This is a genomic window from Variovorax durovernensis, assembly GCF_977011995.1.
This window is the reverse complement of the sequence record NZ_CDRNCW010000002.1, coordinates 137,218-155,911: the sequence shown is the minus strand read 5'-3', so window position 1 is coordinate 155,911 and position 18,694 is coordinate 137,218. Positions and strand designations below refer to the sequence as shown.

Annotated in this window: 20 protein-coding genes; 11 read left to right on the top strand and 9 right to left on the bottom strand. The window is 67.4% G+C overall.

Translation table 11 applies throughout. From position 1 onward, the window contains the following. The first annotated feature begins 89 nt into the window (after positions 1–89). Positions 90–779 carry a phosphatase PAP2 family protein gene (locus ACWV14_RS32800; RefSeq protein WP_454907993.1) on the top strand — a complete coding sequence of 230 codons (690 nt, stop codon included), beginning with the start codon at positions 90–92 and terminating at the stop codon, positions 777–779. A gap of 19 nt (positions 780–798) precedes the next feature. On the opposite strand, the gene ACWV14_RS32795 is transcribed toward ACWV14_RS32800, so the two are convergent. Together ACWV14_RS32795 and ACWV14_RS32790 are read right to left on the bottom strand one after the other, a co-directional pair. Next, entirely contained in the window at positions 799–1,776 is a 978-nt protein-coding gene (locus ACWV14_RS32795) for a threonine aldolase family protein (protein ID WP_454908815.1), read from the bottom strand. 68 nt (positions 1,777–1,844) lie between these two features. Then, complete coding sequence (locus ACWV14_RS32790) at positions 1,845–2,837, bottom strand: Bug family tripartite tricarboxylate transporter substrate binding protein (protein ID WP_454907992.1); 993 nt, start codon at positions 2,835–2,837, stop codon at positions 1,845–1,847. Between the two features lie 105 nt (positions 2,838–2,942). On the opposite strand from ACWV14_RS32790, the gene ACWV14_RS32785 reads away from it, so the two are divergent. Then, the gene (locus ACWV14_RS32785) at positions 2,943–3,827 is read left to right on the top strand and encodes a LysR family transcriptional regulator (protein WP_454907991.1); all 885 of its coding nucleotides are present in this window, start codon (positions 2,943–2,945) and stop codon (positions 3,825–3,827) included. A 10-nt stretch (positions 3,828–3,837) separates the two neighbouring features. On the opposite strand, the gene lpxO is transcribed toward ACWV14_RS32785, so the two are convergent. The 3 genes from lpxO to ACWV14_RS32770 form a co-directional block, all read right to left on the bottom strand. Next, positions 3,838–4,734, bottom strand: coding sequence for a lipid A hydroxylase LpxO (gene lpxO, locus ACWV14_RS32780; protein ID WP_081269317.1), 897 nt, complete (start codon positions 4,732–4,734; stop codon positions 3,838–3,840). 99 nt (positions 4,735–4,833) lie between these two features. After that, complete coding sequence (locus ACWV14_RS32775) at positions 4,834–6,261, bottom strand: sensor histidine kinase (RefSeq protein ID WP_454907990.1); 1,428 nt, start codon at positions 6,259–6,261, stop codon at positions 4,834–4,836. Further along, a complete protein-coding gene (locus tag ACWV14_RS32770; RefSeq protein WP_081269315.1) occupies positions 6,258–6,941 on the bottom strand; it encodes a response regulator in 684 nt (227 codons plus the stop codon). The genes ACWV14_RS32775 and ACWV14_RS32770 overlap by 4 nt, the downstream gene beginning before the upstream one ends. Before the next feature lie 244 nt (positions 6,942–7,185). On the opposite strand from ACWV14_RS32770, the gene ACWV14_RS32765 reads away from it, so the two are divergent. From ACWV14_RS32765 to ACWV14_RS32755, 3 genes are read left to right on the top strand one after another with little or no spacing between them, the layout of a single operon-like run. After that, positions 7,186–8,283 (top strand): alpha/beta fold hydrolase, encoded by a 1,098-nt coding sequence (locus ACWV14_RS32765; protein WP_454907989.1) that lies wholly within the window; start codon positions 7,186–7,188, stop codon positions 8,281–8,283. A gap of 29 nt (positions 8,284–8,312) precedes the next feature. Further along, on the top strand, positions 8,313–8,672 hold the full coding sequence (locus tag ACWV14_RS32760; protein ID WP_454907988.1) for a winged helix-turn-helix transcriptional regulator: 360 nt from the start codon (positions 8,313–8,315) through the stop codon (positions 8,670–8,672). A 20-nt stretch (positions 8,673–8,692) separates the two neighbouring features. Further along, entirely contained in the window at positions 8,693–9,874 is a 1,182-nt protein-coding gene (locus ACWV14_RS32755) for a serine hydrolase domain-containing protein (protein WP_454907987.1), read from the top strand. A 23-nt stretch (positions 9,875–9,897) separates the two neighbouring features. Here ACWV14_RS32755 and ACWV14_RS32750 read toward each other — a convergent pair whose 3' ends face one another. Genes ACWV14_RS32750 through ACWV14_RS32740 form a run of 3 tightly spaced genes read right to left on the bottom strand, consistent with a single transcriptional unit; the run spans position 9,898 to position 11,310 of the window. Further along, positions 9,898–10,299, bottom strand: coding sequence for an OsmC family protein (locus ACWV14_RS32750; protein WP_454907986.1), 402 nt, complete (start codon positions 10,297–10,299; stop codon positions 9,898–9,900). A 28-nt stretch (positions 10,300–10,327) separates the two neighbouring features. Then, the gene (locus ACWV14_RS32745; protein ID WP_454907985.1) at positions 10,328–10,822 is read right to left on the bottom strand and encodes an N-acetyltransferase family protein; all 495 of its coding nucleotides are present in this window, start codon (positions 10,820–10,822) and stop codon (positions 10,328–10,330) included. Positions 10,823–10,842: 20 nt separating this feature from the next. Continuing rightward, positions 10,843–11,310: a winged helix-turn-helix transcriptional regulator gene (locus ACWV14_RS32740; protein WP_237677263.1), complete on the bottom strand. Its 468-nt coding sequence runs from the start codon at positions 11,308–11,310 to the stop codon at positions 10,843–10,845. 128 nt (positions 11,311–11,438) lie between these two features. Here ACWV14_RS32740 and ACWV14_RS32735 point away from each other — a divergent pair, with 128 nt between their 5' ends. Continuing rightward, positions 11,439–12,740, top strand: coding sequence for a D-amino acid dehydrogenase (locus ACWV14_RS32735; RefSeq protein ID WP_454907984.1), 1,302 nt, complete (start codon positions 11,439–11,441; stop codon positions 12,738–12,740). Between the two features lie 9 nt (positions 12,741–12,749). Here the strand turns inward: ACWV14_RS32735 and ACWV14_RS32730 are convergent, their stop codons facing one another. Further along, complete coding sequence (locus tag ACWV14_RS32730; RefSeq protein ID WP_454907983.1) at positions 12,750–13,832, bottom strand: aromatic ring-hydroxylating dioxygenase subunit alpha; 1,083 nt, start codon at positions 13,830–13,832, stop codon at positions 12,750–12,752. Positions 13,833–14,168: 336 nt separating this feature from the next. Between ACWV14_RS32730 and ACWV14_RS32725 the strand changes: the two genes are divergently transcribed. The 5 genes from ACWV14_RS32725 (at position 14,169) to ACWV14_RS32705 (ending at position 18,689) form a co-directional block, all read left to right on the top strand. Continuing rightward, positions 14,169–15,206 carry an ABC transporter substrate-binding protein gene (locus tag ACWV14_RS32725; RefSeq protein WP_454907982.1) on the top strand — a complete coding sequence of 346 codons (1,038 nt, stop codon included), beginning with the start codon at positions 14,169–14,171 and terminating at the stop codon, positions 15,204–15,206. Continuing rightward, positions 15,203–15,733, top strand: coding sequence for a nucleoside deaminase (locus ACWV14_RS32720; RefSeq protein ID WP_454907981.1), 531 nt, complete (start codon positions 15,203–15,205; stop codon positions 15,731–15,733). The genes ACWV14_RS32725 and ACWV14_RS32720 overlap by 4 nt, the downstream gene beginning before the upstream one ends. Positions 15,734–15,860: 127 nt before the next feature. Next, the gene (locus tag ACWV14_RS32715; RefSeq protein ID WP_454907980.1) at positions 15,861–16,691 is read left to right on the top strand and encodes an urease accessory protein UreD; all 831 of its coding nucleotides are present in this window, start codon (positions 15,861–15,863) and stop codon (positions 16,689–16,691) included. A gap of 188 nt (positions 16,692–16,879) precedes the next feature. Continuing rightward, positions 16,880–18,391, top strand: coding sequence for a DUF4331 domain-containing protein (locus ACWV14_RS32710; RefSeq protein WP_454907979.1), 1,512 nt, complete (start codon positions 16,880–16,882; stop codon positions 18,389–18,391). A 13-nt stretch (positions 18,392–18,404) separates the two neighbouring features. After that, positions 18,405–18,689 (top strand): hypothetical protein, encoded by a 285-nt coding sequence (locus ACWV14_RS32705; protein WP_454907978.1) that lies wholly within the window; start codon positions 18,405–18,407, stop codon positions 18,687–18,689. Positions 18,690–18,694 lie beyond the last annotated feature (5 nt).

Sequence of the window (18,694 nt, the reverse complement as noted above, 5' to 3'; positions counted from 1 at the left end):
GCGGGAAAAGAGGCGGGCCATTCTAGGAGAGGCTCCCTTGCGGAAGGCGCAATGTTCACGCAATGCAGCGGCATAAGCTGGGGCGCTCCATGACCTCCCGCCCGGCGACTTCCTCCCCTCTGCCTTCGCGGCCCTGGTACCTGGCGTTGGGCCATCGGATCGCCACGCTCTGGCTGGTGAAGATGATCGGCACCACCGTCGGCATCTCGGGCTTCTTCGTCGTGTACTTCTGGGTGATGCACCACCCGCCTTCGGAGCCGACGGTGATGCCGCTCACGCGGCTCGACCATTGGGTGGGCGTGAGCGACGACGCGATGGTGCTCTACGGCTCGCTGTGGTTCTACATCTCGCTGGCGCCGGCCTTCGCGAAGGACAAGGCGGAGCTCTGGGCCTGCGCGCGCGACGCCGCCATCATGGCGGGCGTCGGCCTCGTGGTGTTCTGGTTGTTCCCCACCACGGTGCCGGTGTTTCCGGTCGACTGGTCGCAGTATCCGGCGCTGCAGTTTCTCAAGGCCACCGACGTGGGCGGCAATGCGTTTCCGTCGCTGCACGTCGCGTTCGCGGTGCTCACCGCCGTGCTGCTGGAGCGCCAACTGCGCAGCGTGGCAGCGCCCACGTGGCTGCGCGCGCTGAACGTGCTGTGGGCCTTCGGCATCGTCTACTCGACGCTGGCCACGCGCCAGCATGTGCTGCTCGACGTGCTCAGCGGCACGCTGCTCGCGGCCGTCGTGAGTTGGGCAGGCACCACGCGCGACCGGCTGGTGTGGACCGAGGCCTGAGCCCCGATCCGTCGGGCAGTCAGGCAGCGCCCGCGGCAACGGCCCTGAAAGCCTCCAGCGCCTGATCGATCTCTCGCTCGCCCGTATGGCGATGGGTGACGCAGCGCAGCCTGTGCTTGCCCCATGGGCGGACCAGGACGCCCAGCTTGCGCAGTGCGGCCTCCCACTGCGCCGCATCGAGCCCCGTGGCGCTCACGTCGACCTGCACGATGTTGGTCTGCGGTTCATTGGCGCCAAGCCCCTGGAGCCGGCCGATGCCGTGAGCGAGGCGGCGCGCGACTGCGTGATCGTCCGCCAGCCGCCCCACCATGGTGGTGATGGCAACCAGCCCTGCGGCCGCGGCGATTCCGACCTGGCGCTGGCTGCCCCCGAGCAGCTTCCTGTGCCACCTGGCACGCCGGATGGTGTCCGCAGGCCCGGCAAGCACGGCCCCCATGGGTGCGCTCAGGCCCTTGGACAGGCACAGCGAAACGGTATCGGCAAAGGCCGTGATCTCCGAAGCCGGCACGCCCAGTGCCACGGCCGCGTTCATCAACCGCGCGCCGTCCAGGTGGACGGTGGCGCCCGCACCCTTGGCCGCCTCGAAGACCGCCTGCATGTGGGCGAGCGGCAACACCGTTCCGCCGGCGTTGTTGTGGGAGGTTTCCAGGCAGATGAGTCCGGTGCGCAGCTTGTTGCGGCCCGGCTCCAGAGCCTCCTGCAGCTGGCCCAGTTCCATGGCGCCGTCGACACCGGCGATGGCCTGATAGAACGACCCCGTCAGCGCGGCCGCACCGCGTTCGGTCACGTAGATGTGCGACGCCGCTTCGGCAAGAACGACTTCCTGCCGCCCGGCCTGGGCGAGGATGGCAAGCAGATTGGCCATCGTCGCGCTCGGAACGTACAGCGCAGCCTCCTTGCCCAGCAGTCGGGCGGCCTCCGCCTCCAGCTCGAGCGCGGTCGGGTCGCCGTCGAGCCCGTCGTCGCCCAGGGGAGCCGACGCGATGCGGTCGTACATCTGGGGCGTGGGGCGCGTCACGGTGTCGCTGCGCAGGTCCACCGGCGGATTCATGCGGTCTTCCTGGTTCATTCGGCCGTCGCGCCGGTTGCCTTCACGAGCTCCGCCCATTTCTTTCTCTCGCTGTTCAGGAACGTGTTGAACGCTTCCGGCGTTCCGGTCCGCACATAAATGCCTCGCGCGGCAAGATTGGCCCGGACATCCGCCGAATCGAGCACCCGGTTGATTTCCGTGTTCATGGTCCGGACGATGTTCTCCGGTGTCCTGGCGGGCACCACGACGCCGTACAGCGTGTAGTACTCGAAGCCCTTGAAGCCGCTCTCGATGAAGGTGGGCACGTCGGGCAGTGACGCATCCCTCGCTCCCGAAGTCACCGCGAGCGCCCGCAGCTTGTGGTCCTTGATGAGCGGCAGCGCCGAGACGAGGGAGGAGATGTAGAAGTCGACCTGTCCGCCCAGCATGTCCGTCATGGCCGGACCGCCGCCCTTGTAGGGCACGTGCAGAACGTTGGCTCCCGCCGTGACGCGCAGGTTTTCTGCCACCAGATGCCCGACGGTTCCATTGCCGGACGATGCATAGGCAAGCTGCTTCTTCTTCGAGGCCGCCAGCAGCGAAGCGAGGCTGTCGTACGGACTGGAGGCATTCACCACCAGCACCGACACGCCCGTGCCGACCAGCGCGACCGGCGCCAGGTCCCTGGCGGGATCGAAGCTGAGCTTCTTGTAGAGGAACTGGTTGACCGTCAGGTTGCTGGTTTCGCCGAGCACGGCGGTGTAGCCGTCAGGCGGCGACTTCGCGCCGAACTCCAGGCCGATGTTGTTGCCCGCGCCTGGCTTCGTATCGACGACGACCTGCCATTTCGCCTGTTCACCCAGCTTGGCCGCAAGCAGGCGGCACACGGCATCCGTCCCCCCGCCCGGAGGACTCGGCGAGACCAGGTGAATGGCGCGCTCGGGCACCCACGCGGTGGCCGCGTGCGACTGCCAGGCTGCGAGCGCGAGCCCCAGGATGCATGCCAGGCTTCTGGCGCTTGCGAGACGGTGGCGTCGGATGTCGTTCATGGGCGGGTGGTTCCGGTCAGGCAGGTTGAATGGATCCGGCGAATCCTAGGCGCGCCATAAAATGAGTAAAGCGAGATATACAAATATCAACTGTGAGGATTTCTCATGAATCTCACGATGCTGGTCACCTTGCGCACCATCCTCGAGCATGGCAGCTTCACCGCCGCGGCCGGCGTCGTGGGCTGCAGCCCGAGCGCGGTGAGCCTGCAGGTCAAGCAACTGGAGCAGTATTTCGGCAAGCCGCTGTTCGACCGCTCCACCCGCGTGGTGGCGCCTACGGCTTTTGCCCACGAGGTGGTGAGCGTGGTGGGCGACTTCTCTCACCGGCTGCAGATGCTTCGCTCCCGCCCGGTCGTGGAAGTGGCAGGCCGCATCAGGGTAGGCGTGATCACCAGCATGCAGAGCGACGTGCTGCCGCAGGCGCTCCATACGCTTCGCCAGAAGCATCCGTCGCTGGACGTGGTGGTTCCTCCACTGAACGACAGCGACGAAATGATCTCGGAGTTGAAGGCAGCGCGGCTCGACCTTGCGCTGCTCGTCAGGCCGGAAGCCGGTGGCTCGCGCCGGCTGGTCTGGCGGGAACTGCACCGCCAGCCCTACGTGCTGCTGGCGCCGCCGAATGCCTCCGGCAAAACGGTCAGGCAATTGCTCGAAGCCTACGACTGGGTGGGCTACGACCTGTCGCTTTCGGGAGGACGCGTCGCCGCTCGGTACGTGCGCAGCCTGATGCCGGATGCGCGCTGCGTGATGGAACTGCGTTCGATGGACGCCATCGTCGCGATGGTCGCCCAGGGCCTGGGGGTTTCCGTCGTCCCCCAGCCCAGGCGCCCGCTGGTCGATGCCTATGCGGTCCGCGAAGTGGGCCTGGGAAGCCGCGCTCCGTTTCGCAAGCTCTCGCTGGTCTGGCGAAACTCGGACGAAGGCAGCCGCAATGTCGAGGCGGTTGCACAAGCCTTCGCAACCGCCTTCGGCCTTCAGCGAAAGCCGTGAAAAACCGGCCTTACCAGAAGATCCAGAGCGCGAGGCCGCCGAAGATGGCCCACTTCACGAGGTAGTACACCCGCTTGTCCCAGGCCTTCAGGCGCTTGCCGACCACGCGGATCTGGTAGATGTACTTGAACGCGCGGTTGATGCCGCCGGTCTTGTCGCCCGCGTCGTTGGGCGAGCTGGCCGCGGCCAGCAGGTTCTTGGCGAACCAGCGGTTCACCGCGCTGGCCCAGCGGTACTTCAGCGGTCGCTCGATGTCGCAGAACAGGATCACGCGGTCGTGGTCGGTCGTGTTCTCGGCGTAGTGGATGAAGGTCTCGTCGAACACCACGGCCTCGCCGTCGCGCCAGTGGTAGCGCTGGCCGTCCACGTCGATGTAGCAGCCTTCCACGCCCGGCGTCCACAGGCCCAGGTGGTAGCGCAGCGAGCCCGCGAACGGGTCGCGGTGGCGCACAAGGCGGCTGCCCGGGGGCAGCTCCGCGAACATCGCGGCCTTGATGGTGCCGATGCCCTTGAGCAGCTCGGTGGTGCGCGGGCACAGCACGGCGGCCGAGGGATGCGCCTCGTCGTACCACTTCAGGTAGAAGCGCTTCCAGCCGCTCTTGAAGAAGGAGTTGAAGCCCACGTCGTTGAACTGGCTCGAGGCCTTGATGCTGCCGCCGTTGCGCATGGCCAGCGCTTCCTCGCGGATGACTTCCCAGTTCTCCTCGAGGATGCGCATCTCGGGGAACTGCGCGGGCGACAGGTACGGCGTACCCGGCACCTTCGAGAAAAGGTACATGAAGACGTTCAGCGGGGCGAGGAAGGTCGAGTGATCAGAGAGCTGTCTGAAGAAACGATGCCGTACCTGGCCGCGGAAATGAACGTAGAGCGCGCTGAGCGCGAAGATGGCAAGAATGACCCACTTCATTGGAAAGTGTCCTGTAAACGGCGCCGGGTAGTGTAAATCGTCGCCCCAAAACGGACCTGACTCGGGCCGATTGCCCTTTCGGACGTCCCCGGGGCGGTCTCAGCTGCAGAGCATGGGCTGCGGCGCCTCGGCCATCGCCAGCGGCAGCCGCACCGTCGCCAGCAGGCCGCCTTCGGCGGTTTCGCCGAGCGTCACCTCGCCGCCGTGCCGGTCGACCACCGACTTCACGATGGCCAGGCCCAGCCCGCTGCCGCTCTGGGTCTGGTCGGGGTTGCGGAAGAAGCGGTCGAACACCCGCTCGCGCAGCGCGGCCGGAATGCCCGGCCCCTGGTCGGCCACCGTCAGCAGCGCATGCGGCCCCTCGTGCGCCACGTGGACCATCACCGTGCCGCCCGCGGGGCTGTACTTGATGGCGTTGTTGACGAGGTTGTCGATCATCGAGACCAGGCTCTCGCGCTCGCCCAGCACCGGCACGTTGTCTTCGCACACCAGTTCCAGCTCGATGCCCCGGGCGCTGGCCAGGCCCTCGATCATCGCGAGGCGGTCCTGCACCAGCGCGTCGAGCGACAGCATCACCGGCAGCGCGTTGTCCGAGACCGCATCACTGCGCATGAGCTGCAGCAGCTGCCCCACCAGCCGGGCCGCGCGGTCGTTGCTGCGCAGCAGGTTGCCCATGAGCTCGCGCTGGCCCTCGTCGGTGCTCTGCTCCTTCAGCGCCTCGACGTTCACGCGCATGGCGGCCAGCGGCGTTCGCAGTTCGTGCGCCGCATCGGCGATCAGGCTGCGCTCGCGCGAGGTGCTGTCGCGCACCCGCTGCAGCAGGCTGTTGATGCTCTGCACCAGCGGCTGCAGCTCCTTGTGCGGCGGCGTGTACGACAGCGGCGTGAGGTCGGCGGGACCGCGCTCGGCGGTTTCCTTGCTCACCTGGCGCCAGGGCCGCAGCGCGAGCCGCACCGACAGCCACGCCGGGAACACCAGGAACGGCAGGCTGATGACCAGCGGCAGCAGGTAGTAGCCCCGGTACATCACGGTCACCGTCAGGCGCCACACGCTGGGCTCGGCCAGCATGACGCGGGTGTCCGTGGTGGGAGACACCAGCGTGCGCGCGCGCCATTCGCGGTTGCCCGCCTTCACCGTCTCGATGCGGTTGGGCGCCGAATTGAGGATCACCGGCACCGCCGCGGTCGACCGGTAGATCAGCCTGTCCCCCTGCCACACCTGCATGACCGGGGCGGAATCGGACGCGGCGTCGCCGTCGCCCACCGTCTCGAGCAGCGCCGCGTCGAAGGCGGCCAGCGTCTCCTGCTGCTTTTCGGGATGGTCGGCCGTGTTCTGCGAGATCGCCAGCACGGTCTGGAAGATCTTGTCGTACTTGAGCAGCTCGGGGTCTTCGTACGAGTCGTACAGCAGCAGCGCGATGGCCATGGTCCACAGCAAGGCCACCACGCCCATCTGCGCCAGCAGCAGGCGCCGCATCAGGGAAGGTTGTTTCCAGTTCTTCCAGCGCTGCGCCAGCGCCTGCATCATTTCGTCGTGCTCCGCACCAGCGATTGCACGTCGATCACATAGCCGATGCCGCGCACCGTGCGGATATAGCCCTGGCCGATCTTGCGGCGCAGGTTGGAGATATGCACTTCGAGCGAGTTGCTGCCGTTGGCCTGCCCGCCGGGCAGCACCTGCTCTTCCATCACGCGGCGCGTGACCACGCGGCCGGTGCGCTTGAGCAGCAGCGCCAGCAGGTCGAACTCGCAGCGCGACAGCTCGACCGGCTCGCCGTCGACGAGCACGCCGCGCGTGGGCTCGTGCAGCGCCAGCCCGCGCATGCGGATGGTCTCGTCGTTGAAGCCGTAGCTGCGGCGCGCGAGCGCACGCACCCGCGACAGCAGCTCGGCCAGCGCGAAGGGCTTGACCAGGTAGTCGTCGGCACCGTCGTCCAGGCTGCGCAGCCGGTCGTTGAGCGCATCGCGCGCGCTCAGCACCAGCACCGGCAATATCTGGCGGTCGCGGCGCAGGCGGAACAGCAGGTCGAGCCCGTCGCCGTCCGGCAGGCCGAGGTCGAGCAACACCATGTCGAATGTGCCGCCGTCGAGGGTGCGCAGGGCGTCGTCGAGTCTGCGGACCCACACCACATCCATGCCTTGATTGGCCAGCGCAATGCGCACGCCGTTGCCCAGATCAAGGTCGTCCTCAACAAGCAAAAGATTCATGGGCCTCCATGCGAACGAACCCCGCCCGGTGGCGGGAATGAGGCCGAAGTATCTGACAAGCGGCTGCGGGGTACTTCAGGAAATCTTCATGAACGCCCAAGCGGACCTTCAGGTACGAAAACGACACTGCAGCGACTCCTCACATACGGAAATGGAACATCGAATGCGTCGCTCCTCTCCCCTCTTGCAGCCCCAGGACCAGCCCGACCGTGTTCGGCTCCGGCGCAGGAACCTCCTGCAGGCCATGGCCCTGACAGGTGTCGCCGGACTTGCGGCCTGCGGCGGCGGCGGACGCGGCCATGGCGGCATCGGCATCGCGGGGAGCGGCACTGGGGCGAGCGGAGATGCGGGTGCAGGCGCAGCCAGTACGGTCGACGAGGGCAAGGTCTCCGTCATCGACCGCCGGGTGAAGGTGTCCGACTCGCCTGCAGTTTCCCTGCAGGTGCGCGACTGGCAATCGCCTCGCGGCACCGGCCCGGTCTTCGTGCTGCTGGCCGGACTCGGCGCCAACGCGGGCAGCTTCGACAGTCTCGCGCCGGCGCTGGCCGCGAAGTCGCGCGTGATCGCGATCAGCCGACGCGGCTACGGCCTTTCGGACAAGCCGCTGCCGGTGAAGACCACCACGCAGTTCTACGAGGTGGACACGCTCGTGGCCGACCTGAAAGCGGTGCTCGACGCGATGGGCGTGAATCGCGCGGTGCTGGCCGGCCATTCGATCGCGGGCAACGAGATCACGCGCTTCGCGGGGCTCTACCCTGAGCGCACGCAAGGTCTCATCTACCTCGACACGACTTTCGATTACACGGTTGACGGAGACAGCGGCGGTGAGGAGGCGCCGAAGAACACCCTGCTCGAAGAGCCCAGCCCGAAGCCGGAAGACCTTCGCTCGCTGCAGGCGGCCATTGCCTTCGCCCGCCGAACGTCGAAGAACTGGTGGCCGGCGCTGGAGGCGAACCTGCGCAACGCCATCGACATCCATGCCGACGGCAGCGTGAGCATCAACACACCGAGCGAAGTGAACAACGCAATGGATACAGCAGCCCACTCCTACTCACCCGACTACAAGGCCGTGCGGGCTCCGTCCCTGGTCGTGAGCGCCTTGCCCGCGGAAAACCGCGACCTGTGTCCCTGGCTCGAGCAGCCGCTCGATGCGAAAACGCAGAAGGATGCGGAGACCTACCTGCGGATCCTTCGCCGCGCGCGCATTTCCGATTCGAACAAGCTCGTGGCGGCACTCGACACGCCCAATCGCCTGACCCTCGACAACAGCAACCACACCGATTTCTTCATGGAGCGCGAAGCCGAAGTGCTGCGCGCGATCCAGTTCATGACATGGGCCTGAGCCCGACGGTGCAATCCTCCAGGCCAAGAATGAAATCAAAGAAATCCGGCAACAGCGGCATCGCCGCTGCGTTCGACGTCATCGGCGGCAAATGGAAGGCCGTCATCCTCCGCGAACTGGACGCGCAGTCCTTGCGCTTCGGCGAACTCAAGCGGCATTTGCCCGGCATCAGCGAGAAGATGCTGATCCAGCAGCTGCGCGAACTCGAAGCCGACGGCATCGTCCACCGCGAGGTGTTCCATGAAGTGCCGCCGCGCGTGGAATACTCCGCGACCAAGTTGGGCACCTCGCTCAACGAGGCACTCGGCCCGCTGGCGGATTGGGGCGACCGCAATGCAAAGCGCGTGCAGACCGCGCGCGCCAAGGCGGAGGCCGCCAGGCAGCCGTAGCCCGTGAACCGGAATTTCGAATGACGTTGCTGAAAATTTCGTCGGCGGTGCTGCTCGCCACCTCGGTGTGGTGGGGCCTGGCGCAAGCGCAGCCGGCGTGTGCGCCCTCGCCCGTCTACGCCGGGCCGCCGATGCGTTCTGCGCCCAATGCGGTCTGGCAGAAAGACTTCAGGCGCTCCATCGACGGGGAGCTTCCCGCCGGGCTGCAGGCCTCGCTCGGCAATGCGCTCGACAAGATGCTGCAGCACGTGCCCGCCGCCAGCGTGGCGGTCGCGATTCCGGGCGAAGGCACCTGGTCGGCCACGCGCGGGCTGGCGCGCAAGGAGCCGCCGCAACCCGTGGCACCCGAGCAGCCCTTCCAGGTGGCGAGCACCGCCAAGACGCTCACGGCTGCGGTCGTGCTGCAGCTGGTGGAAGAGCGCAAGCTCAAGCTCGGTGACACCATCGACAGGTGGTTTCCCGATGCACCCAACGCCGGGCTCATCACCGTCGAGCAGCTGCTGCGCCACACCAGCGGCCTCGTGAGCTTCAACGCCCTGCCCACGTTCGGCACGGCCTATCGGACGCCGGCGGAGATCATCGCGCTCGGGACCGCGCAGAAGCCGCAGTTCTGCCCCGGGACCAACTGGAGCTACACCAACACCGGATACGCGATGCTCGGCGTGATCATCGAGAAGGTCGAAGGCGCGCCGCTGGCGGACGTGCTCGCAAAGCGGCTCATCCGGCCGCTGTCACTCACGCACACGGTCATGCGCAAGCCGGGCGTCGAGCTGCCCGTGGCCACCGGGCATGCGGCCGGCCGGCCGGTCGATGCACCCGACCAGTACGCCACGCCTTACGCGGCCGGTGCGCTGGCCTCGACGGGCGGCGACCTGGTGCGCTTCTGGCACGCGCTGCTGGCCGGCCGGGTGCTGCCCGAGGCCTCGGTGCACCGCATGTTCACCGGCATGCCCGCCATGCTCGGCCCCTACGCGGGGAGCAATTCGTTCTACGGCATGGGCGTGCAGCTCTACGACGTGCCCGACGGGCCGGGCCTGATGCTGGGCCACAGCGGCGGCATCGAGGGCTTCACCAGCGTCGTGGCCTATGTGCCGGCGGACGACGTGTACATCGCCGTGTCGTTCAACGAGAAGAGCGTGCCGGCCGAGGCCGGCCTGTGGGCGCTGCTGCGCGCGTTGCGGGCGTACCGCGTGCTGAACTGAGCGCGAACGAATGCCGCGCGGGCTCAGTCGGCCCAGCCGGTCTCGATCTCGGTCTTTACCTCGGTCATGAGCTTGTGCACCGGGCACTTGCCCGCCACGCGCAGCAGTTCGTCGCGCTGCGCCTCGCTCAGGTCGCCGCTCAGGCGCAGGCCGGACTTCAGGCGGTAGACGCCCTTGCGTTCCTCGCTGTCGTCGCGGTCGACCACCACCTCGATGTCTTCCACGGGAATGCCCTTGCGGCGCGCATAGATCAGCACGGTGAGCGCCTTGCAGGCGGCAAGCGATGCGTCGTACAGGTCGTGCGGCTCGGGGCCGGCGTCGCTGCCGCCGCCGGCCGGCGAGGCATCGACCGGGATCTCGTGGTTGCGGATCTTCAGGATGTGGCGCGTGCCGGTGGTGCCGTCGCGGCGGATCGAGATGGTCATGCGGATGTCCTTGGTGAGACGTTGCGGTTCAGGATGAAAGCGGCTTCACGTACAGGATGGTCGTGAAGCCGCTGTGCCATTCGAGATCGGGGTAGCGGTCGGCCTCGCGATAGCCGAGCGCGAGGTAGAAGCCCTGGCTCTGCGTGTTGAAGGTGTCGGTCTCCAGCCGCGCGAGCGTCACGCCGCCGGCGCGCATGCCGTCTTCCGCGAAGGCCATCAGCGCGCGTGCGATGCCGCGGCGCTGCTGCGCGGCCGGCACGTGCAACGCATGCACGAAGTCGTGCTCCCAGTGGACCATGCCGACCACCTCGCCGTCGATCTCGGCGACGAAGAAAGCCGGGCCCATCTCGTCGATGTAGCCCACGGGCTCGCCGCTCTCGCGGTAGGTGCGCGCGGCCTCCGGGGTGAGCTGCGGCAGCCAGGTGCTCGCAAAGGTGTCGTCGAGGATGGCCTTGACGGCGTCGAAGTCGTCCAGCCGCCAGGGGCGGATGGTGATGTCGGGAATGTCGCGGTTCGTGCTCATCGTTGTGTTCAGCGGTCTGTTCACCGGTCCACGGCCAGCGTCAGGGTTTCCTTGATTTCTTCCATCACCACGTAGCTGTGCGACTCGGCCGCCACCGGCAGCTTCTTGAGGATGTCGCCCAGCAGGTGACGGTATTCGCTCATGCCGCTGAGCCGCGCCTTCACCAGGTAGTCGAAGCTGCCCGACACCAGGTGGCATTCGAGCACCTCGGGCATGTGCAGCAGCTCCTGCTTGACCTTGTCGAACACGTCGCCGGACTTGGCCGACAGCTTGATCTCGACGAACACCAGCAGCGTCTTGCCCAGTGCTTCGGGCGACACCCGCGCGTGATAGCCGGTGATGACGCCGTCGCGCTCCATGCGCTTCACCCGCTCCGCGCAGGGTGACGCCGACAGTCCGATGTGCTCGGCCAGTTCGGTCATGGAAATGCGGCCCTGGCGCTGCAAAACATCGAGGATCCGGCGGTCGATTCGGTCGAGTTCGGGCATTTCACTTCGCAGGCGGCCTTGGGCGATTTACGGCAGTGGATTTCACTGCCGAATTTCAAAAAACAATGGAATCCACTGGATTGTGCATCTTAAATTCCTTTCATTCCATTTGAATCGGCGGATACACCATGAAAGTCATTGTTCTCGGCGGCGGCGTGATCGGTACCACCACGGCCTACTACCTCGCGCGCTCCGGCGCGGAGGTCACCCTGCTCGACCGGCAGGACGGTCCCGCCGAGGAAACCAGCTTCGGCAACGCCGGCCAGGTGTCGCCCGGCTACTCCACGCCGTGGGCCGCGCCGGGCATTCCGCTGAAGGCCATCAAGTGGATGTTCAAGAAGCACGCGCCGCTGTCGATCCGCCCCGACGGCACGATGTTCCAGCTGCGCTGGATGGCCGCAATGCTGCGGAACTGCTCGCCCGAGGCATACGCCGTGAACAAGGAACGCATGATGCGCGTGGCCGAATACAGCCGCGGCTGCCTGCAGCAGCTGCGTGCCGACACCGGCCTGCAGTACGAGCAGCGTACCGGCGGCACCCTGCAGCTGTTCCGCACGCAAGCCCAGCTCGACGCGGTGCAGCGCGACATCGCGGTGCTCGAGGAGTGCGGCGTGCCTTATGAACTGCTCGACCGCGACGGCCTCGCCCGCATCGAGCCCGCGCTGGCGGGCGCGCGCGACCGCCTCACCGGCGGCCTGCGCCTGCCCAACGACGAAACCGGCGACTGCCACCTCTTCACCCGCGGCCTCGCGGAAATCGCGCGCGGCCTGGGCGTGGACTTCCGCTTCGGCCAGAGCATTGCCGGCCTGGAAACCGACGGCAGCCGCATCACCGGCGTGCGCACCACCACCGGCAAGATCCTCACGGCCGACCGCTACGTGATGGCCTTCGGCAGCTATTCGCGCGCCGCCGTCGCCTCGCTGGGCCTGGAGATCCCGGTGTACCCGGTCAAGGGCTATTCGCTGACCGTGCCGCTGCTGGACGAATCGCTGGCGCCGCAATCGACGGTGCTCGACGAGACCTACAAGGTGGCCGTCACGCGCTTCGACAACCGCATCCGCGTGGGCGGCATGGCCGAGCTGGGCGGCTTCGACCTGCGCCTGAACCCGGCGCGCCGCGCCACGCTCGAAAAGGTCGTGACCGACCTGTTCCCCGGCGGCGACGTGCCGCGCGCCACCTTCTGGACCGGCCTGCGCCCGATGACGCCCGACAGCACGCCCATCGTCGGCGGCACGCGCTACGCCGACCTGTTCCTCAACACCGGCCACGGCACGCTGGGCTGGACCATGGCCTGCGGCTCGGGCAAGCTCATCTCCGACATGGTGATGGGCCAGCGCCCTGAGATCCGCACCGACGGCCTCGCGATGGACCGTTACGAGCAGGGATCGTCGCGCGCCTCGCGTCCGAATCCCGCCACCGCGCACGCCTAACGAGGCGGTTCAGGCCGCCTTCGCGATCGGAATCACCGCGGCGTTCATGCCGCGGTACACCTCCGCCTCGCCATGCTTGGCCAGCAGCTGCATCAGGTGCTTGCGGATCAGCATGCCCGGCCTGTCGGACTCCATCGAATACTCCACACCGCGCCGGCGCGTGTCGACCAGCGCGTCCGGGTCGGTCGACTCGAGGATGTCCTTGTCCTCGCGCGTCACCGCATCGTCGAAGTCGATCAGCATCTGCGCCGCGCAGTCGGCCTCGGTGTCGTTGCGGAACAGCCATTGGCACAGCTGCATGCGCCCGTCGTCGATGGGCGTGAAGCAGTTGATGATGATGTGGCGCACGCCGCTCGGATACTCGATGTCGAGACGGCGCGAAAACGGCAGGAAGTAGGCGTTGCGCATGTGGCGCGTGGTGATGGGGTCCGTCACGCCGCTGATCGCATGGAACTTCACCGGGTTGGTGGCCTCGATGACCGTCTCCGCGTAGAAGCCCGCATCGTTTTCCACCAGCTCGTACTTGCTCGGCTTCGGGCTCGCGGCCACGCCGAAGGTGGCGCGATGCACGAAGCTGAAGTGCGAGTTGTCGAAGGAGTTCTCCAGCGCGCGCATCGGGCTGGTCTGCCACTCCTCGTAGAACTGGAAGATGGTGCGGTAGGCCGGGTCGTCGAACTCGGGAATGGCGGGGATGTCGGCGATCGGATCTTCCAGCGCAACCCAGGCATAACCGTAGCGCGCGGTGCAGTGGTAGGCCGTGGTGCGGTACTCGGGCGAAATCTTGCGGTCGGCGTCGTACTGCGGAATGCGCACCACCTGGCCGCTGCGGTCGTAGGTCCAGCCGTGATAGCCGCACTGGATGGCACCGGTGCCGCAGGCCTGGCCTTCGCTGTCCACGCACCAGCCTTTTGACAGCTTCGCGGTGCGGTGGCAGCAGCGGTCGCGCAGCGCGGCGGGCTGGCCGTGCGAATCGATGAAGAGAACGATGTCTTCGCCCAGCAACTTGAAAGGCTTCGGGCCGTTGGCGAGTTCGGTGAGCGGCATGACGGCATGCCAGAACTTGCGGAAGACGGGTTGTTGGGTAACGAGCATGCGCGGACTCCTTCTGTGGTCGTGTGGGGACGAACTGAAAGAGCAATTTCCTGCCAGGGACGGACGATGCCCGGTACGTGGCTGAACGCTTCTACTCTGCGCAAGCTGCCTTGCAAATTGCGCGCCCGGATTGTGGCTCCGCTTTTTCCGCAATGCACGCATTCCTTTGCAATGCCCGAGCAAAAGCCTTGGCATGCCTCGTGCATCAACCGGTGCAAGAGTAGAAGCGTTCAGCAGCGCACGCACCATCCACGTGCGCCCGCCCGGAAATTGCTCTTGAAACGCCTTCTGCCTTGCGGCGGAGGGATTCAAGACCCGAAGACTCCGAGGCCCCACATGCAACGTCGATTCTTTCTTGCGGCCGGCACCGCCGCCCTTGCCCCCATCGCCGCGCCTTCCGTGTTCGCCCAGGGCAGCACCGGCAAGCTCACCCCGCTCAAGTTCACGCTCGACTTCCGCATCAACGGGCAGACCGCACCCTTCTTCCTCGCGCTGGCCAAGGGCTACTACAGGGACGAGGGGCTCGATGTGAGCATCGACACCGGCGCGTGTTCGGTCGCCTCGATCACGCGCATTGCCAGCGGCGTGTACCAGCTGGGCCTGGGCGACATCAGCTCGCTGGTGGAGTTCAACGCGCAGAACCCGGGCACGCCGATGGTGCAGGCCGTGTACCAGTACTACAACCGCGCACCATTCGTGATCATCGGCCGCAAGGACCGCGGCGTCGGCGCCGACTTCAGGAGCCTCGCGGGCAAGAAGGTGGCTGCCGCAGCCGTCGAATCGACACGGCGCGCCTGGCCGATGGTGGCGCGCAAGCAGGGCATGCGCGCCGATGCCTTCCAGTGGCAGACCACCGACTTCAGCGCGCGCGACAACGTGATGGTGCGCGGCGACGTCGATGCCGCCACCTACTTCCACGACTCGGCGGTGTCGCTGTTCGCGCGCATGAAGCCGGAGGAACTGTCGGTGCTCAAGTACGCGGACGCCGGCGTCAACCTGTACGGCAACGCGATCCTCGCCAGCAGCAACCTCGTCGCGCAGAACCCGAAGGCGGTGGCGGCCTTCCTGCGCGCGAGCAACCGGGCCATCGTCGAGACTTTTGCCAACCCCGCGCCCAGCATCGCGGCCATGCGCCAGCGCGAACCCATCCTCGACGAGAAAATCGAACTCGAGCGCTGGGGCATCACGGCGCAGTACGTGGGCGCGGCGGACACGCGCGGCCACGGCCTTGGCGATATAAAGAAACTCACGCTCGAGCAGCAGGTCGACGAGGTGGCCGATGTCTTCGGCCTCAAGGTCAAGCCCGCGTCCGACGCCATCTTCAACACTTCAATGCTCCCATCGCGCAGCGAACGCTCCCTACCCAAGGCATGAACATCCTCAGCAGCAGCAACAACAACACCGCCTATCCCGCCGAAACAACGCTCGACGAGCGCGACGGCCGCTACCTGCGCAAGGCCATCGTGTGGTCGCACGCGGCGCGTCGACGGGGCAACCGCCCCTTCGGCTCGGTCATCGTCTCGGCCGCCGGCGAGGTATTGGCCGAGGCCGGCAACAGCAACACCGAGACCGGCGACTGCACCGCCCATGCGGAAGTCAACGCACTGCGCGCGCTGGCAGGACGCAACATCTCGCGCGAAGAGCTGGCCGGCGCCACGCTCTATGCCTCGGGCGAGCCCTGCGTGATGTGCGCTGGCGCGATCTTCTGGTCGAACATCGGCCGCGTGGTGTTCGGCATCGATGCCGAGCGCCTGCGCGTGTTCCGCGGCGAGCGGCAGGACCAGCGCGACGCCGAATTGTCGTGCCGCGACGTGTTCCGCGCCTCGCCGCATCCCATCGAGTGCATCGGCCCCGCGCTGATCGACGAAGCCAGCGCCGCGCACGACGGCGCCTGGAAATAAGGTCCCCGCCCCCAGGCTTCGCGCACTTCGTGCCGCTTCTCCATCCCCCGGCCGGGGCAACACCTGAGGCCCGGCAAAGCCGGTTCCTCGGTGTTTCTCGAATAGGCGCAACCACTAGACTCGCCGCATGCCCTGGCACGCCCGTCTCCATCTCGACTACCGACAAGAAGCCGCCCGCACCGTCGCTCGCTTTCGCCATGACGGCCCGCTGCGCATCCTGCAGAGCCTCTACCCCGAAGGCGACACCGTCTGCCACAACGTGCTGGTGCACCCGCCAGGCGGCCTGGTGGGCGGCGACACGCTCGACATCGACATCGAGGCTGCCGACGGCAGCCACGGCCTGATCACCACGCCCGGGGCCTCGCGCTTCTACCGCTCCGAAGGCGAACTGGCGCTGCAGCGCACCCGCATCCGCCTGGCGGCCGGCGCGCGGCTCGAGTGGCTGCCGCTCGAAGCCATCTGCTACAGCGGCTGCCAGGCCGAGAACCGCCTGAGCATCGAGGTGGCACCGGGCGCCGAGCTGATCGGCTGGGACGTCACCGCGCTCGGCCTGCCCAACGCCGGCCAGCCCTTCGAACGCGGCACCTACCTGCAGCACATCGAAGTGCCGGGCGTGTGGCTGGAACGTGGACGCATCGACGCGGCCGACCATCGGCTGCTGCAAAGCCCGTTGGGCCTTGGCGGCCACCGTTGCATGGCCTCGCTGTTCTTCGTGGCCGGCTCGCCGCTGGCGCGCGCGCGCCGCGACGCGCTGCTGGCGCATGCGCGCGGCCTGCTCGAAGCCGGCCCGCTGCACGACAGCGCCGGAGCCACCAGCCCGCATGCCGAGGTGGTGGTGCTGCGCGTGCTGGCCCCGGTGGTCGAACCCGCGATGCAACTGCTGCGCCAGGTGTGGCAGGCATGGCGCGGCGAACTGTGGCAGTTGCCGAGCGCCACGCCGCGCATCTGGGCAACCTGAGCGCCGTCAGCGCACCTGACCGCGCCCGCGTGCGTTTGCACCACAACGGCGGGCCTGGCAAGGGAGCAAGCACCTAGCCGCGTCGACACATCCAGCTGAACTTGTTGGCCGTACTCAGACAGCGCCGGCCCGCGGCCGCGCAAGTCGTCCGTGCCCATTCCAACACTTTCACTACCGAGGTGACGTCGATGAGATTGTCCAAAACGCCTGTCCAGGCCTGTGTTCTCGCGCTCAGTGCGCTCGCCGCCGTCGGCGCATTCGCCTCCAGCCACCGCGAGGCGCCCTCGATCGCGGGGATGCCCAAGCTCGACGGCACCGACTTCTACATGTTCCGCAGCTACGAGCCCAACCGCCAGGACTACGTGACGCTGATCGCCAACTACCAGCCCGACCAGGGCCCGTACGGCGGCCCCAACTACTACACGATGGACCCGAACGGGCTGTACGAGATCCACATCGACAACACCGGCAGCGCGATGGAAGCCCTGACCTTCCAGTTCCGCTTCACCAACACGCTGCGCGACATCCAGCTGCCGATCTCGGGCAAGCAGGTCTCGATTCCGCTGGTGCAGGCCGGCCAGATCTCGGCGCCCAACCAGGCCACGAGCAACCTGCGCGAGACGTTCACGCTGACCGTCGTGCGCGGCGACCGCCGCAAGGGCCAGGCCGCCGCCGTCACCAATGCCGCCAACGGCAACACCGTGTTCGACAGGCCAACCGACAATATCGGCGAGAAGACCTTCGGCGGCCCGAGCGGCTATGCCGCCTACGCGGCCCAGCAGATCTACAACATCAACATCCCGGGCTGCGCCGCGGGGGGCCGCGTGTTCGCGGGCCAGCGCCAGGACCCGTTCGCGGTCGCGCTGGGCCAGGTGTTCGACCTGATCAACCTCAACCCGCTCGGCTCGACCAGCGCCTACGGCGCGGGTACGCTGGCCACGCGCAACGTCAGCACGCTGGCGCTCGAGGTGCCGATCTCCTGCCTCACCGCTGGCGGCACCGGCCCGATCATCGGCGGCTGGACCACGGCCAGCGCGCGCCAGGGCCGGCTGATCGCCAGCCCGCCCAAGAGCGGCCACGGCACCACGACGCTCAACGGCGGCGCATGGGCGCAGGTCTCGCGCCTGGGCATGCCGCTGGTCAACGAAGTGGTCATCGGCCTGAAGGACAAGGACGCGTTCAACAGCTCCAAGCCGATGGACGACGGCCAGTTCGCCACCTACGTGACCAACCCGACGCTGCCCGCGCTGATCCAGTCGCTGTACCCCAGCGCGCCGGCGCCCACGAACTTCCCGCGCACCGACCTGGTCGCGGCCTTCCTGACGGGCATCGACGGCCTGAACAAGCCCGCCAACGTCAAGGCTTCGGAAATGCTGCGGCTGAACACCGGCATCGCACCTACCGCGATGGCGAGCCAGAGCAACCTGGGCGTGGCCGGCGGCGACAACGCGGGCTTTCCGAACGGGCGACGCCCGGGCGACGACGTGGTGGACATCGAGCTGCGCGTGGCCATGGGCGCCCTGTGCGTGCTGACGGGTGCCAGCGACACGCTCAAGGTCGGCTGCAAGCCCAGCGATGCACCGGCAGGCGGCGCAGCCATCACCGATGGCGCGCTGCAGAGCCCGTCGCAGTTCCCGGCTGCGTTCCCCTACCTGAACACCCCGCTGCCCGGCGCCGTCAACGCCGCCGCGGCACCATGAACGGGAGCACGGCATGAACCGAAACATCCATCGCATCGGCGCCGCCCTGCTTCTGGCCGCGGCCCTTGCCGGCTGCGGCGGCGGAGGTGGCGGCGGGGGCGGGTTCTACCCGTTCCCGATCGGCGGAAACAACCCGCCGCAGAACCCGCCGCCCGCACAGGCCGATCCCTACGACCAGTTCATCGCCTATGTGCAGGCGATGGTCGCCACCATGCTCGACACGAGCGAACCGGCGAACGTGGCGGTCTTCGACCCGCCGCCGACGTCGGAGACCAAAGAGCCGGTCGCCACGCAGTAGCCGAC

Coding starts and splice junctions, on each gene's coding strand:
- ACWV14_RS32800 (WP_454907993.1), top strand. CDS start 90: ATGACCTCCCGCCCGGCGACTTCCTCCCCTCTGCCTTCGCGGCCCTGG.
- ACWV14_RS32795 (WP_454908815.1), bottom strand. CDS start 1,776: ATGTACGACCGCATCGCGTCGGCTCCCCTGGGCGACGACGGGCTCGAC.
- ACWV14_RS32790 (WP_454907992.1), bottom strand. CDS start 2,837: ATGAACGACATCCGACGCCACCGTCTCGCAAGCGCCAGAAGCCTGGCA.
- ACWV14_RS32785 (WP_454907991.1), top strand. CDS start 2,943: ATGAATCTCACGATGCTGGTCACCTTGCGCACCATCCTCGAGCATGGC.
- lpxO (WP_081269317.1), bottom strand. CDS start 4,734: ATGAAGTGGGTCATTCTTGCCATCTTCGCGCTCAGCGCGCTCTACGTT.
- ACWV14_RS32775 (WP_454907990.1), bottom strand. CDS start 6,261: ATGATGCAGGCGCTGGCGCAGCGCTGGAAGAACTGGAAACAACCTTCC.
- ACWV14_RS32770 (WP_081269315.1), bottom strand. CDS start 6,941: ATGAATCTTTTGCTTGTTGAGGACGACCTTGATCTGGGCAACGGCGTG.
- ACWV14_RS32765 (WP_454907989.1), top strand. CDS start 7,186: ATGGCCCTGACAGGTGTCGCCGGACTTGCGGCCTGCGGCGGCGGCGGA.
- ACWV14_RS32760 (WP_454907988.1), top strand. CDS start 8,313: ATGAAATCAAAGAAATCCGGCAACAGCGGCATCGCCGCTGCGTTCGAC.
- ACWV14_RS32755 (WP_454907987.1), top strand. CDS start 8,693: ATGACGTTGCTGAAAATTTCGTCGGCGGTGCTGCTCGCCACCTCGGTG.
- ACWV14_RS32750 (WP_454907986.1), bottom strand. CDS start 10,299: ATGACCATCTCGATCCGCCGCGACGGCACCACCGGCACGCGCCACATC.
- ACWV14_RS32745 (WP_454907985.1), bottom strand. CDS start 10,822: ATGAGCACGAACCGCGACATTCCCGACATCACCATCCGCCCCTGGCGG.
- ACWV14_RS32740 (WP_237677263.1), bottom strand. CDS start 11,310: ATGCCCGAACTCGACCGAATCGACCGCCGGATCCTCGATGTTTTGCAG.
- ACWV14_RS32735 (WP_454907984.1), top strand. CDS start 11,439: ATGAAAGTCATTGTTCTCGGCGGCGGCGTGATCGGTACCACCACGGCC.
- ACWV14_RS32730 (WP_454907983.1), bottom strand. CDS start 13,832: ATGCTCGTTACCCAACAACCCGTCTTCCGCAAGTTCTGGCATGCCGTC.
- ACWV14_RS32725 (WP_454907982.1), top strand. CDS start 14,169: ATGCAACGTCGATTCTTTCTTGCGGCCGGCACCGCCGCCCTTGCCCCC.
- ACWV14_RS32720 (WP_454907981.1), top strand. CDS start 15,203: ATGAACATCCTCAGCAGCAGCAACAACAACACCGCCTATCCCGCCGAA.
- ACWV14_RS32715 (WP_454907980.1), top strand. CDS start 15,861: ATGCCCTGGCACGCCCGTCTCCATCTCGACTACCGACAAGAAGCCGCC.
- ACWV14_RS32710 (WP_454907979.1), top strand. CDS start 16,880: ATGAGATTGTCCAAAACGCCTGTCCAGGCCTGTGTTCTCGCGCTCAGT.
- ACWV14_RS32705 (WP_454907978.1), top strand. CDS start 18,405: ATGAACCGAAACATCCATCGCATCGGCGCCGCCCTGCTTCTGGCCGCG.